This is a genomic window from Longilinea arvoryzae, from assembly GCF_001050235.1.
GTDB lineage: Bacteria > Chloroflexota > Anaerolineae > Anaerolineales > Anaerolineaceae > Longilinea > Longilinea arvoryzae.
In genome coordinates this window covers 149,759-163,765 of sequence record NZ_DF967972.1, presented here as the reverse complement: position 1 = coordinate 163,765, position 14,007 = coordinate 149,759, and the positions used below count along the sequence as shown (strand labels likewise).

Below are 14,007 nucleotides of genomic sequence, written 5' to 3'. Positions count from 1 at the left end.
TCGATTTTTTCAATACGAATACGTTCGAGTTCGGTTCTTTCCATCAGAAAAATGCACCTTTCTATTTCAACGACGCCTTCAATCTTCTCACAAAAAGACCCCGCCCACCAGGTTTCTGCGGGCGGGGCCGGAAAAGCTTGCCCCAGGGTTATTCCACCTTGACCACGAGAATGGTAAAGGCGCCCGCCGGTGCGTCGACCTGCACGCGGTCGCCCGCCTTATGATTGAGCAAAGCCTTGCCCAGCGGGGATTCATTGGAGATCAAACCGTCATTCGGGTCGGCTTCGGCCGCGCCGACGATGGTGTAGACTTCGTTCGAATCGGTCCCTTCTTCCTGGATGGTTACTTTATTGCCAACCTGGATCGATTCCGCAGCCTGGGCGCCTTCGTCGATGACGCGCGCGGATGCCAGCAGCACCTCGAGTTCCTTGATGCGGCCCTCCGTGAAAGCCTGCTCGTTCTTGGCAGCTTCATATTCTGCGTTTTCGATCAGCTCGCCGCCTTCCATTGCTTCATGAAGTCGGTCGGCAATCTCCTGGCGCTTCTGTGTGCGGAGGTAGTCAAGCTCCTCCTGCAGTTTGCGATATCCATCGCGAGTCAGGAATGAAGTGGGCATGTCATGGTCCTTGGTAATGTGGATACAGATACGAATGCGCGGAATATTTCCGCGCCGAGAAAATTATCGAGGTTAAATGAAAGAAAAAACCACTCCTGTTGGAGCGATTTATTTCGACCTAATGATATCGGGTCCAGCCATTAATGCGGCTATGATAACATATTTCCTTGCACATTGCAAGATAAATGTATAGTGAACACTTTATCCCGGCCTTCAAATCATCTGGGATACAGTCTGCAGATCAATTTGAATTATTTTAATGGCGAACAAAACCCTTGTCCAGAGTAAAAATTGGCATTCACAGAAAATTCCCAGATCGCTATTTGGGGCTGGTTAATTTCATGCCCTGCTTCGACAACCCAAAGCCTGTGGTGTTTCCGGCTGCCAGCGAAATGGGAAAGCCACAGAATCAAAGTTCCGGTCAAGGCGTGCAATCGCGTGCCAGGCCATGAATGGCATTTCGAAAGAATGAAGCCTGATCCAAGGTTGTCTCGTGCAAAAAACGGCATAGAATCAAATCGGGGCGGAACGATTCCTTCCGCCAGGTGAGTTCATCCTTCTCCCGATCAATCAAACAGAGGATCGCCATGATAGAGCATTTGCCCATTCCGCATCGCCAGAGAGCGGGGATGTGCCCCGTCAACGGGATTCGCGACCTTGTCCAGTGGCGCACCGGACGGGATTGGTCGAACGAATTTGTGTGGGGATTGGGCCAGGGGGGAGGGTTTGCCTACCTGCGGTTCAATGCCGCCAATCCGCCGCGCCAGGTCTATACGGGCAACGCCACACCCCGCCAGCACCGATACCTGGCCGAGCTTTTGGGCGCCGGCCTGACTGAAATCGAGAATCGCGCTTTCAAGTTTTCCTGGGGAAAAGCCCGGCAAGCCCTCGACGAGGGCACGCCTCCCATCCTCGGGCCGCTGGACATGTTCCATCTGCCTTACTACTCGGGCATCTACCACCAACGTCACATTCCCATCCATTTTGTGCTGCTGGTCGGATACGACCACGATACCGCCTATCTTCGGGATACGGGAGAAGACGATATACAGGCCGTTCCGCTGGCTGAACTGCAACTGGCCTGGGACGTGAACTCACCGGGCCTGGGCAAACGCAACCGTCTGGCCATCCTGGAGTTACCTCAGCAACTGCCCTCCAATGCCGCGCTCATTCGTAAATCCATCACGGATGAATGCCGGATGATGCTGAATCCGCCGGTCAGCATGGTGGGCATCCCGGCGATGAAGAAGCTGGCGCGTGAAATCGTTCACTGGCCCGAGGAGTTGGGCGAGGAAGTGACGGCTGACTGCCTGCGCCAGGTGCGCGAGTACCTGAACACGCCGCCGGACCTGGAGGGAAATCATCTCACCGCCGGGCGGGACTTGTATATCGAATTCTTGAAGGAAGCCGGTGAAATGGCCGGGCTGGACTTCTCGCCGGCCGTGGGCTGGTTGAATGAATCGATGGCAATCGTTCCGGGACTGGCCGGGGCCATTCGGCAGGCGGATCTCGAGAAAGCCGCAGCCTGTTTCGACCGATTCGCCGAAGCCGAGACGAAGGCCTTTCTTGAAATGGCAAAAATCGTGGGCGTTGGTTCGTAGTTCAAAAGAACGAGATTATGAGCCGCCGCGCTGTTTTTGTGCCGTACCGCCCGAAGACGATCCTCAACAAATATAAACGCGCCGATCACTGGTTCTGGACGCGCTACAGCGCTTATCCCTACCTGGGCTGCCAGCACGGCTGTGAGTTCTGCTACTGCCGCGAACAGAAATATTCGCCATACGACGACCCGACCGACTTTGCCTATGTGATCAAGGTCAAGGAAAACGCCCCCGAGCTGCTGCGGCGCGCATTGAGCCGCAGCCCTGTGGATGTGGTCTTCACCGCCGATTACCAGCCCGCTGAGCGAAAATTCGGCCTTTCGCGCCAGATGCTGGAGGTATGCCGCGACCTGGGCTTTCCGGTCTTCGTGCTGGAGCGTTCGGCGCTGGTCTTGCGCGACATGGACCTTCTCCAGGAGATCAACCAACAGGCGCCATCGGTGGTGGCTTTCAGCGCCATCAGCACGCCTGATTCGCCAAATCACGCCCGGGTACGGCAATTGGAGCATCTCGCCCCGCCAGTCGAAAAACGCTTTGCCGCCATGGAGGCTTTTGCCAAAGCCGGCTTTCTGACCGGCGTCAGCTTCATGCCCATTTTGCCCGGCCTGTGCGATGACGACGCCAACCTGGAGGCCGTGGTCCGCTGGACCGCCGACCACGGCGGCAAGTTCGTTTTGGCCGGCGGCCTGACCCTGTCCGACCAGCAGAAGGATTACTTTTTTGGCGTGCTGCGCCAGCGCTTTCCGGACCTGCTGGCGCTGTACCAACGCTGGTACCCGCCCGCCAGTTACGCTCCGCGCAATTATCCGCGGCACCGGATCGCCCTGCGCATTCGCGCGTTGTGCCAGAAGTACGGCATCCGCGATCGCGTTCCGCGTCCCATCCTCCCGGGAGACAAACGCGCGCTCAACAAACGCATCGTCGAGCGCCTGGCCGACCGGGTGTACGAGATGGAAATCCACCAGGAACCGGATTATCACATCTGGGCCTATCGCAAGGCGGCCTGGGCGATCGAGGATCTGGAGCAGAATATCGGATTGATCTACCAGACGATGGGGCTGAAAGGGTTGCAGAGTATCCCCAATGTGGGACCGTTGTCGGGGAAGGTGGTCGAAAAGATGCTGGTGGAGTTACAAAACAACCGGACAACCTAAGCAGAGCGATTGACGTGTGGTAGATGGTCGCAAGTGAGTTTTAAGGTATTGGCAGCGGACGTATAGATTCGTTACGCAAGGAGTTTTAATATTTATTAAAATTGCTGTTTCTATTAAAAACCGATATCTATTTCTCTTGTTTTTAACAATATCTTCGCCAAAATGAATGAAATGGGGCTTCTGTAGTAGAGTTGAGCCTGCCAAAACATCAGCTCAAAGCCAAAAGCCCGTGACAGACATTTTAGGACTCTTACAATCGATCGAAGATCGTTTATCCAGGACGACCCTCCAGCAAATGAGCCGTGTCATGCTCGCCATGCTGTGATAAACACTACTGTACGATAAATTCTCAGGATTCGTAAGTTTGCAAAAAGAAGACAAGCTCTTTCTCATCCGGACAATTGCGCGCCCCTTGTCTTGTAATGTTAATCGCTGCGGCGGCACAGCCGGCCTGATTGGCAAATTGAAGATCTTTTTCTTTAGAAAGCGCCCATAAGAAACCGCTATTATAGGCATCGCCGGCGCCCAATGTATCAACAACTTCAACGGGGAAAGCACCACAACCATATGCGCCCAAGCGGTCAAAAGCAATCGAACCTTTATTCCCCATACGGCATACCACCGCACGTTTATCCGTTACCAGTGACCTGGCGGCTTTGAACGGGTCACCGATGCCGGTGAGCGGAACGAACTCATCCAGGCCTGAGCCAAGGAGATAATCCGTGCATTCCAAAGCCTGATACAGGTATTTCTTGTTTCGATTCAAGGTTTCAATACGGAGATTGATATCCAGGGATACTCTGATCCCCCGCCCGGCACATTTTTCGAGGAAGCGGCAGACGGTTCCCGCGGCTGGCTCCTCAAACAACATCAAGCCGGTCGTGTGGACGAAGGAAATCTGATCCAATAAGCCCTCAGGAATATCGGCATCATAAAGCTGCAAATGACTTGGTCGCTCCCGTGGCATGAGAAATGGAAAACGGTCATTATTTTCATCAATCACGGCCAGGATCATAATGGATGATAGATTTTTATCCAGGGTGAATAATTTCGTATCGACGCCGTCTTTTTCGAGAGCATTTTTCATGGTACGCCCAAAAAAGTCATCGCCCGCCTTGCCGAGGAAAGCACAACCAGCGCCAAGCCTTGCGAGGCCGGAGGCGGTATTTGCCGCTGTACCGCCGCAGGAGAATTCCAGGGGCTTATCCACACCAATTTTCGCCGCACCATACGGAATGATGATATCGGCACAGGCGTCGCCCAGGCAGAGTATCTGTTTCATAGTCCGAGTTCTGCAGCCGCTTCTTTCGCATTCTTGATGAAAAGGTGGACTTTTTCGGGATTCTTTTTCGTGCTTCCGTCAGGCATTCTGTCGCTTGTTTTTGTAAATGAATCGACGCCCCAGGGTCGTACGATTCTTATTGCCTCAGCGACATTATCAGGCCCAAGCCCACCCGCGAGGATGACGCGGCACTTTACCTTGCGAACAATCGCTGCGTCGAGCGCCCAGTCGTGAGTAACGCCCGCTGCGCCAATGCCTGCAATCTTGGGGTCCACCGAATCAAGGATGATCATGTCGCAAAACTCCGCGAAGTGAACCGCCTCGTCGATGGCCTTCGGGCCTGTCATCGGGATGGCCTGTAGCACTTCCACGCCGGGACAAATCTTCTTTGCCCTGGCGACAAATTCCGGCGTGGCAAAAAACTCATTTCCACAGATATGGATAACATCAGGGCGAAGCCGGGAAAGCGGCCCGTAGACGTCCTCGCCTGTTTTTGTAACAGCGATCAGCACCTTTACGACTTTATCTCCGACAGCAGTAAAGATTTCCCGGCACTTTTCCTCGTTCACCTGCGCTGGGAGCCTTATACCTGTATCGATTGCGACCCCGATTCTATCGACACCTGCTTCAACGCACGCAATTGCCTCCTCAGCAGTCTGTATCGAATATATCTGTGTAATCATTTATGACACGATCCTGTTTGGAATTTTTGGATATTGTACACCCGTCACGATCACCAAACACCGGGTTCCGTTTTTGTCGCCAATTTTCTGGATGAAAATGATCCGGATGCGCGCGCGACAATCCAATGCGATGCATACGAGCGGGTGCAGTTTTTGTTGAAAGCCCTGGAATAATTCCTTCCGACAACAAAATTTGGGGCGCACAATTGTGCGCCCCAAAGGTGTTACCAAATCAGTTCTGCAACCGGGTGGATTTAGATCCAGCCGCGCAGTTCCATGGCCTTGACCACGCGGGCGATGGCGACCATGTAGGCCGCGTCGCGCATGTTGACCTTTTCCTTGAGGGACATATCCAAAACAGCCCCGAATGCCTGGGTCATCTTGGTGTCGAGTTTGTCGTGAACTTCTTCCTTGGTCCAGTAGAAGTTCATATCGTTCTGGACAGCTTCGAAGTAGGAAACCGTCACGCCGCCGGCGTTGCACAGGAAATCAGGAACCTGGAAGATGCCGCGGGATTGGATGATGGTATCCGCTTCGGGGGTGGTGGGGCCATTGGCACCTTCGGCGATCAACTTGACGCTGGGCCGAATGAGCGGGGCCGTGTCGGCATTGATCTGGCCTTCGAGGGCCGCCGGGATGAGTACATCCACGTCCTTCTTGATCCATTCGCCGCCGTCTTCGATCTTATAGCCGGCCGCCTTGGCCTTTTCTTTGTCGATCGTGCCGTACTGGTCGGTGATGCTCATCAGGTAGCGCGGATCGATGCCGTCAGCCTTGTAGAAGGTGTAGGACGTCTTGTCGATGCGGTCCCAGCAGGAAACGCAGACGACCTTGCCGCCCAGGATCTCGATGAAGCCGATTGCCGCGTACTGGGCCACGTTGCCGAAGCCCTGAATGGCAGCCGAGCACTTCTTGGGATCGAGCTTGAGGTGCTTCATGGCCTCGCGCACGGTGTAGATCACGCCAAAGCCGGTGGCTTCGGTGCGGCCTTCCGAGCCGCCGCCGCCGAGGGGTTTGCCGGTGATGAAGCCGGGGGTGTATTCGCCCTTCAGCTTGGAATATTCATCCATCATCCAGCCCATCATCTGACCGGTGGTGCCGACATCCGGAGCCGGAACATCCTGGCGCGGACCGACATTGCGAACCATGATATCCACCCAACCGCGAACCAGGCGTTCCTTTTCGCCGGTGGAGAGGGTAGCCGGGTCGACGATCACGCCGCCCTTGCCGCCGCCCAACGGGATATCCACAACAGCGCATTTCCAGGTCATCCAGGTCGCCAGGGCGCGCACGGTGTCGATGGTCTCAGCCGGATGGAAGCGAATGCCGCCCTTGTTGGGGCCGCGGGCATCGTTGTGTTGGACGCGGAATCCCTGGAACATGCGGATCGTGCCGTCGTCCATCTTGACGGGGATGCGGAAGGAGAATTCGCGTAGCGGCCAGCGCAGAATTTCGCGAACCTGCGGGTCGAGCTTCAGCAGCTCAGCGACATGATCGAACTGACGCTGCGCCATTTCAAACGCATTGGTCGTTCCTGCCATCGTTCTGCTCCTATTAGTAGAGGTAGATTAGGCTTGCGGCGATGATGCGGATGTGAGGATGAACCGAAAAAATAAGCGAGCACGTCGGTTCTGTGCCCGCTATCTCGCTTTGCAAGATCCATCCACTCGCATTCGCATTCACCGCCAGCGATTACTATGGTTAAGTGTACCGGTTTTCACAGGTGCGTCAAGATGATGAAAATCGCCGTTCGGAGTGATGGATTTCCAACAGCGGCCAAAAATGGCTCCTGGGAACGATCAAGCAGGTCTTTTTTGCGCCAACTGGCGGTTCAATTCAGCGCGCAGCATGGCCGGGTTGGCGCGTTTCCCGGCCAGGCGCATGACCTGCCCGAAGAACCAGTTGGCGACGCTTTCCTTGCCGGCCAGGTACTTTTCCATCTCGCCGGGATTGGCAGCGATGACTTCGGCCACCAGACGGGTGATCTCGACGCCGTCTGATATCTGTGTCAGACCGCGCGCGCCAATTACATCGGCCGCCTGCCGCCCGCTGGCCAGCATTTCGGCCAACACGGTTTTGGTCGTCAACAGGGTGATTTCGCCCTGGGTGACGCGCTCCAAGAGGTCAGCCAGCATGGCCGGGCGCACTTTCAATTCATCGATGCGTTCACCGCTGGTCTTTTGCCAGGCGAAGACTTCTCCCAAAATGAAATTGGCGGCCAGTCGGGGCGCTATGCCCCGGGCATCCCGAACCAGAGCTTCGAAATAATTTGCCACGTCGGCTTCGGCTGCCAGTACAGCGGCATCGGAAGCCGGCAGGTCATATTCGCGGATGAAACGCTGGGTTCGGACGCGCGGCAATTCGGGCAACCCGGCGCGCACCCGATCCACCCACTCCGTTTCGACGACGAGCGGCGGTAAATCAGGTTCGGGGAAATAGCGATAGTCGTGAGCTTCTTCCTTGCTGCGCTGCGAATAGGTACGGTTGTTGGGTTCGTCCCAGCCCAGGGTTTCCTGGTCCACTTTGGCGCCCGAATCCAGCAGGGCGGCCTGGCGTTCGACCTCGTAGGCAATGGAGCGTTCGAGGGCTCGAAAACTGTTCAGGTTCTTGACTTCGACGCGCGTCCCCAGTTGAGGGCTGCCCGCAGGTCGGAGGGAGATGTTGGCTTCGAAACGAATGACGCCCTTTTCCATATCGCCCGAATTGACGCCCAGGGCGCGCAGGATGGAACGCAACCCTTCGGCGTAAGCGCGGGCTTCCTCGGCTGAGCGCATGTCCGGCTCAGAGACGATCTCCAACAGGGCAACGCCGGCGCGGTTGAGGTCGACCAATGAATAGGATTGGCCGTCTTTTTCGACGTGGGTGAGCTTTCCGGCGTCCTCTTCCAGGTGCACCCGGGTTATGCGAATGAGGCGTTCACCGGCGCTGGTATCGATCACCAGCCGCCCGTGTTCGGCCAATGGATCTTCGTACTGCGAGATTTGATAGCCTTTGGGCAGATCGGGATAGAAGTAATTTTTCCGCGCAAACAGGCTGGTTTGGGCCACGCTGCATTCCAGCGCCAACGCCACCCGCAGCGCGTATTCGACTGCCTGGCGGTTGACCACCGGCAGCACGCCGGGCATGCCGGCGCAGACCGGGCAGACGGCCACGTTGGGCCGGGTTTGCGTCGAATCGACGACGGGACAACCGCAGAACATTTTCGAATGGGTTTGCATCTCGGCATGGACTTCCAGGCCGATGACGGTTTCGTATTTCATGCAGCACCTTGGGAATATGAATAATGGGATTCGACGCCGGTCCAGACGGCGGAATGAAATAAAAAAGATGCCCTTCTGTGTGAAGGGCTTACTGGACAAACCCGATCAATATTTTATTTTACCATGAATGATTTGAGCGGCGCAGGGAATTATTCGCATCCATGCCGGGGCGCGGGTTCGGGCTTGCGGGGGTTCTTCATGGCCTGGTCCACCATTTGGGGTAGGACTTTCGGGAAATTCTTCCAGATGAAGGGAAAGATTGGCCAACGGCTGTGATGGAAGGTGACGGCGCCGTTTTTTGCGTAGCGGATCTCAACTTCCTTTTTCGCTTCACCCTCATCCCAGGTAATAAAGATGCCCAGATAGGCAGGGCGCAGTACGCCGTCTTTGTATGTAAAGAAGGCTCCGCTCAAATGGCTGGTGTTCATCCCGTAATCAATGTAGTAACTCATCTTGGTGAAAAAACAGCCATTCACTTTACGAGCGGCTTCTTCCGCCAAAGCCAGGATGCCGCACTTTTCGGCCAGAGCGGTGAATTTCCGGGTATATTCCTGCATCAACTCCTGGTTGGCGGCTTTGCGCATGTTGCGATCGAGTTTTTCCTGAGCGGCTTCTCGCCGCTCCGCCAGCACTTTATCGGCGCGTTTACGCGCCTTGAGAAGGATGCGGAGTTCTTCTTTTTGTCTGCGGTCCATGGCTCATTCGCCCTGTTAATAAAGGACAAGCTCGATCGGTTCTGTATATTTATTCTAGCATGTAACCCAACCTCAATCCAGTAGGAACGGATGGAATGATTCAAAATCTGAACCAGGCAGATAATTGGGCAAAAAGAGCCGGATTCAGGCGCGCAAACACCCGGTTTTCACCGCTGAAGCCCAACAGCAGGCCGATGGCGGCGTTGAGAAACACCAGGACCGTCAGCATCCAGGGAACCCATACCCGGTGCGGGGCGTGCTGGGCCCATTCCAGCAGCGACCAGGCACCCATGCCTGCCAGGATCAAGAGTGTGGGAATGCTGTCCATCGCATACCGCATGCTGCTTGAAAAAAAGAAGTGGACCATGCCCAATTCGAGCAATGCAGTAATGCAAAGTATGCCAATCAAGGTACGCATAGGAGATGCCAATTTGGCGCGGGCTTTGGGACAAAATATCTGTGCAATGATGACAGACAGGAAATATAGGAAGGGGATTGAAATCAACAGGCCAGATAACCATTGTCCTGAATAATTATCCGGCGCATTGATCCCGATTCCTTTAAATGTGATCGTGGCTGGAATGGGTTCAATGAATGGAAACTCAGGCATTACATTGATGGGATTGAAAAAATAATTAAAAAAGTTGATGGGAATATATCTTGGCTGGAACATTTTTTCCGCATCATTGAATTGACTAAAACTGGTTAATTGATAGTGGATGCCAAATTCAAAGGGCGAATCAAAACGGATGTAGTTGTAAAAAAATAAGAATCCCGCTCCAAGCGCCAGCGGAATGCCAACGGCAAATAACCGACGCCAGATGTTATTCTTCTGGTGAATGAGTCGCCAGGCGCAAAAAATTCCCAGGAATATCACCGGAATCGCCAGTGTGGAACGCGCAAGTACTGCCAGCGCCCAACCGAGGCCTGCCAGAATCAACCTTCCGGTTTTCGTGGAATCGCCCAGCAGGAGTGGAAGTCCGGCCCACAACCCGGCCAAAAGATAGAATTGTCCGGCTATGATGGATATCTCATAAGTTGCCGGCCGGCTGACCAACCAGAGGATTGGATTCGAAAATCCGACTGCGATGAGAATCAAGCCAAAAGCACCCGAAGAGGCGCGCGAGAAGAACCGCCGCCAGATGGAAAATAGAATGCCGAACAAAACGCCAGTTAGAATCACGGCGTAGAAAGTCATGAGATAGGCATCGCCGATGGGAAGAGGTGAGATCGCTTCGAGCAGCCATTGACCCAGAACCGGGGATGGCCCCCAGTAAAGATAATATTTTCCATTGTAATAACTCACATCCCAAAGGTAATGGATATGCTCGCGTTGGGAAAAATCATATGGGTTCTTTAATTGCGCCAGGGCCGGGTCGGGTTCGACGAGCAGGGCGGTTTGTCCGTGCCGAAAAGCGTCTGCCAGCATCTGGTAATAACTGGGAAATTTTGAATTGTCGAACCCATATCCAACGGTCGCGTACCAGAAGTAGATGACCGCGCACAGGGTAAAAAGGAAAACGGCGCTGATGCCTCCGGAGCGAGCCGGGTTTTCAGCCCACCAGGCCAGCGGACGCCAACTTTTGACCGTCGCAAGGATGGCCCGCAGGCGACGACAGGACCGGCTGGCGTGCCACGCGCCGGCAAGGTGCGATTGCCAGATGTCGTAGAAGAACCGCCGCCAAAGGATGGCCAACCCCGGCAGGAGCCCCAGAAGCAACATGGCCGCTCCGGCCCCGGCCAGCAGCAGTCGATAAGGTCCCCAGCGTCCGTCCAGGTCGACGCCGAATTTGGGCGCGCGAATTGCGCAGACTCCGATAAAAATACCCACCAGTACGAAAAAGAAGGAAGCCAAACGAAAAATCCAGCCAATTTTCTTGCTTTGAATCAGGCTTGATGGCATAAGGGACCTTTGAGCGGGGTTTTTGGAGGGAACTGGTTGCGAAACGGAAAACATCTGCCCGGGAACTGCGGTTTTCCGGCTGCGGCCACGAATAATTCTTGTTTATAAATGAGTGGATGAACGGATAAATATAATTGAAAACATCCCGGTGGGTTGATGAACGCCGGAGGCGCAACACACGAGCGCCTCCGGCGGCAGGAATTCGATTGGAATATGAAACGGATTTATAGGCGGTTTACAAAATTGCGCATCTTCGCCAGCGCGGTCTCGATCTTGGCGTAGGAGGTGGCATACGAGCAGCGGCAGAAACCTTCACCGCCAGCGCCGAATGAATTGCCCGGCACGATGGCGACGTGTTCTTCCTGAAGCAGGCGGTTGGCAAAGGTCTCATCGTCAAGGCCGGTGACGCTAACCTTGGGGAAGGCGTAGAAAGCACCCTTGGGCTCGAAGGTGGGAAGACCGATTTCATTGAGTCCGGCCACGATCAGCTTGCGGCGGCGGTCATATTCAGCCACCATTTGTTGCACGTAGGGCTCGCCTTCTTTGAGCGCGACCAATGCAGCCGCCTGAGCGGTGGTGGGCGCTGACATGACGGTGTATTGGTGAGTGCGGACCAGGCCTTTGATAATTTCGGCCGGGCCGCAGGCATAGCCGATGCGCCAGCCGGTCATGGCATAGTCTTTGGAAAAACCGCCCAACAGCAGAGTGCGTTCCTTGGCGCCCGGCAGACTGGAGAAGCAGACGTGCTTGTGACCGCCATAAACCAGGCGGTCGTAGATTTCATCCGAAATGACCACCAGGTCGTGTTCTTCAGCGATGCGCTTGACTTCGAGCAGGGTTTCGCGCGAGGCCACCGCGCCGGTGGGGTTGTTGGGGAAGCCCAACAGGATGGCTTTGCTGCGCGGAGTGAGGGCTGCTTCCAGCGCGCGCGGATCGAGGTCGAAGTTGTTTTCCATGCTGCAGGGAACTTCCACCGCGACACCGCCGGCCAGAATGGCTTCGGCCTGGTAGGAGACAAAACACGGCGTGGGGATGAGCATTTCCTCGCCGGGGTTGAGCAGCGCGGTCGCGGAGAGGTACAGCGCTTCCGAACCGCCCACGGTGATGAGAATTTCGGTCGCCGGATCATAGCTGACGCCATACAGGCGTTCGAGGTGTTCAGCGAGGGTCTTACGGAGGTCAAAGATGCCCGCGTTGGAAGTGTAATGCGTTTCACCGCGTTGCAGCGAGGCAATACCGGCATCGACAATCGGTTTGGGCGTGTCGAAATCGGGCTCGCCGATTCCCAATGAAACGACTTCCTTCATTGTGGCGGCAATATCGAAGAATTTGCGGATGCCGGACGGTTTCAGAGTGGCTACCCGCTCAGAAACGTAAGAATCGCGTTTGACTAGGGTATCGGGCATGGTTTCTCCTCGAATCAGAATTGAACGATTTTATCGGATCGACAAACGAAAGTAAATTATGATTTGATTACAGTTCATTGATTCTCCACTCATCATACAGTTCGCCGTAAAAAAGTTCAAACCGGCGGTCATCGTTCACGCGCACCCGAAAACACCGCCCGCCCGGGATGCGCCACTGGGCTTCAATTTCTTTGATTTCCAATCGCTGGCCCTGCCAGTGCAGTGCGGTAGGCCGTTCGGCATATTCGTAGCCCGAATGGCATTCCACAGGATCGCTTAACTCATTGCCCATGAAGAATCCCCCAAATTAAGGCGGGAGGTCTGCCCCTGAACCTGCACGTCGCGGCCCAGCAGTGATTTGTCGAGCACCATCTGTGAAACGTGAGCGCCCTCATCGAAGATCGAATTTTGAACCACCACCTGGCGCAGTTTGCATTCCTCGCTTAGTGAAACATAGGGTCCGATGACGGATGATTCGATGCTGGCCGTTGGGTGAATGTAGACGGGGGGAATGATGGCGGCCCCGGGATGAGTCCTGGCGGCTTCGGCGCTGTTATCGTGGCCGTGTTCCAACAAATAGCGATTCGTTTCCAGCAGGGCTTCGGGAATGCCCGCATCCAACCAGACATCCACCGGGTTGATGCGGAATTTCTGGCCCCATTCGAGCAGGATGTTGACGGCATCCGCCAGGAAAAATTCGTTCTTGAGGGTGACGTTGCGTTTCATCTGTTCCTCAATGGCGCGCATCAATTCGCGGCCTTCGCGGAAGTAGTAGAAACCCACCACCACCAGATTATTGCTCATGTCCTGTGGTTTTTCCACCAGCCGGGTGATATTGCCCAGCGAGTCGGCGACTGCCACGCCAAACCGACGCGGATCCGGCACGGCGCGTACCCAGGCCATGCCGTCCAGTTGAAGATTCTTGAGGATGGAGAGATCGGTTTCGATGAGCGTATCCGAGAAGGCCATCAACACCGGGCCGGTCAAGTACTCGCGGGCCAGGTAGAGCGCGTCGGATTGACCGCGCATTTTTTCTTGAATAACGTAGTGCACCTGTTTTTCAGGGTGATGCTGGTGCATGTGCGCTTCCACCTGGTCGCGCTGGTTGGGTCCGACGATAAAAACGTACTCGACGTTGTCCGGGTCCGGCAGACTGTTGAATTGTTCGAGGACGTAATCCAGCACGGTGCGGCCGGCCAACGCAATCAATGGCTTGGGTTTGCTCCAGGTATGCGGGCGCATTCGTGTGCCCAATCCCGCCATCGGGACCGCAATTTTTAGTTTTTCAGACATGTTCAGGGTTTCTCCTGAGTATAGGCAACGAGGAAAATAAATTAATGTATTCTGATTGTATCATTTTCCTCTGGCGCGTCCATCCTGATGAATGCAAGCGGACTGCCAAGAAAA

Annotated in this window: 12 protein-coding genes; 2 read left to right on the top strand and 10 right to left on the bottom strand. The window is 55.0% G+C overall.

Annotated elements, in window-relative coordinates; genetic code table 11:
• Positions 1-148 precede the first annotated feature (148 nt).
• On the bottom strand, positions 149-616 hold the full coding sequence (gene greA / locus LARV_RS00765) for a transcription elongation factor GreA (RefSeq protein ID WP_075071845.1): 468 nt from the start codon (positions 614-616) through the stop codon (positions 149-151).
• A gap of 587 nt (positions 617-1,203) precedes the next feature.
• Between greA and LARV_RS00755 the strand changes: the two genes are divergently transcribed.
• Together LARV_RS00755 and LARV_RS00750 are read left to right on the top strand one after the other, a co-directional pair.
• Positions 1,204-2,217 carry a BtrH N-terminal domain-containing protein gene (locus LARV_RS00755; RefSeq protein WP_083522220.1) on the top strand — a complete coding sequence of 338 codons (1,014 nt, stop codon included), beginning with the start codon at positions 1,204-1,206 and terminating at the stop codon, positions 2,215-2,217.
• 17 nt (positions 2,218-2,234) lie between these two features.
• A complete protein-coding gene (locus LARV_RS00750) occupies positions 2,235-3,371 on the top strand; it encodes a radical SAM protein (RefSeq protein WP_075071842.1) in 1,137 nt (378 codons plus the stop codon).
• 349 nt (positions 3,372-3,720) lie between these two features.
• On the opposite strand, the gene LARV_RS00745 is transcribed toward LARV_RS00750, so the two are convergent.
• From LARV_RS00745 to LARV_RS00705, 9 genes are all read right to left on the bottom strand, one after another.
• Positions 3,721-4,653: a carbohydrate kinase family protein gene (locus tag LARV_RS00745; RefSeq protein ID WP_075071841.1), complete on the bottom strand. Its 933-nt coding sequence runs from the start codon at positions 4,651-4,653 to the stop codon at positions 3,721-3,723.
• Entirely contained in the window at positions 4,650-5,336 is a 687-nt protein-coding gene (locus LARV_RS00740) for a phosphoribosylanthranilate isomerase (RefSeq protein WP_075071840.1), read from the bottom strand. Before LARV_RS00740 ends, LARV_RS00745 begins: the two co-directional genes overlap by 4 nt.
• Positions 5,337-5,590: 254 nt before the next feature.
• Entirely contained in the window at positions 5,591-6,877 is a 1,287-nt protein-coding gene (locus LARV_RS00735) for a Glu/Leu/Phe/Val family dehydrogenase (RefSeq protein WP_075071839.1), read from the bottom strand.
• 258 nt (positions 6,878-7,135) lie between these two features.
• On the bottom strand, positions 7,136-8,596 hold the full coding sequence (gatB, locus tag LARV_RS00730) for an Asp-tRNA(Asn)/Glu-tRNA(Gln) amidotransferase subunit GatB (protein WP_075071838.1): 1,461 nt from the start codon (positions 8,594-8,596) through the stop codon (positions 7,136-7,138).
• Between the two features lie 149 nt (positions 8,597-8,745).
• Entirely contained in the window at positions 8,746-9,291 is a 546-nt protein-coding gene (locus tag LARV_RS00725; protein WP_075071837.1) for an ATP synthase subunit B family protein, read from the bottom strand.
• Positions 9,292-9,391: 100 nt separating this feature from the next.
• Positions 9,392-11,146 (bottom strand): hypothetical protein, encoded by a 1,755-nt coding sequence (locus LARV_RS00720; RefSeq protein WP_152031645.1) that lies wholly within the window; start codon positions 11,144-11,146, stop codon positions 9,392-9,394.
• 272 nt (positions 11,147-11,418) lie between these two features.
• Positions 11,419-12,600, bottom strand: a complete 1,182-nt coding sequence (locus tag LARV_RS00715; protein ID WP_075071835.1) for a pyridoxal phosphate-dependent aminotransferase — start codon at positions 12,598-12,600, stop codon at positions 11,419-11,421.
• 67 nt (positions 12,601-12,667) lie between these two features.
• On the bottom strand, positions 12,668-12,892 hold the full coding sequence (locus LARV_RS00710) for a hypothetical protein (RefSeq protein WP_152031644.1): 225 nt from the start codon (positions 12,890-12,892) through the stop codon (positions 12,668-12,670).
• Positions 12,877-13,893, bottom strand: a complete 1,017-nt coding sequence (locus LARV_RS00705; protein WP_075071833.1) for a sugar phosphate nucleotidyltransferase — start codon at positions 13,891-13,893, stop codon at positions 12,877-12,879. The genes LARV_RS00710 and LARV_RS00705 overlap by 16 nt, the downstream gene beginning before the upstream one ends.
• Positions 13,894-14,007: the final 114 nt, after the last annotated feature.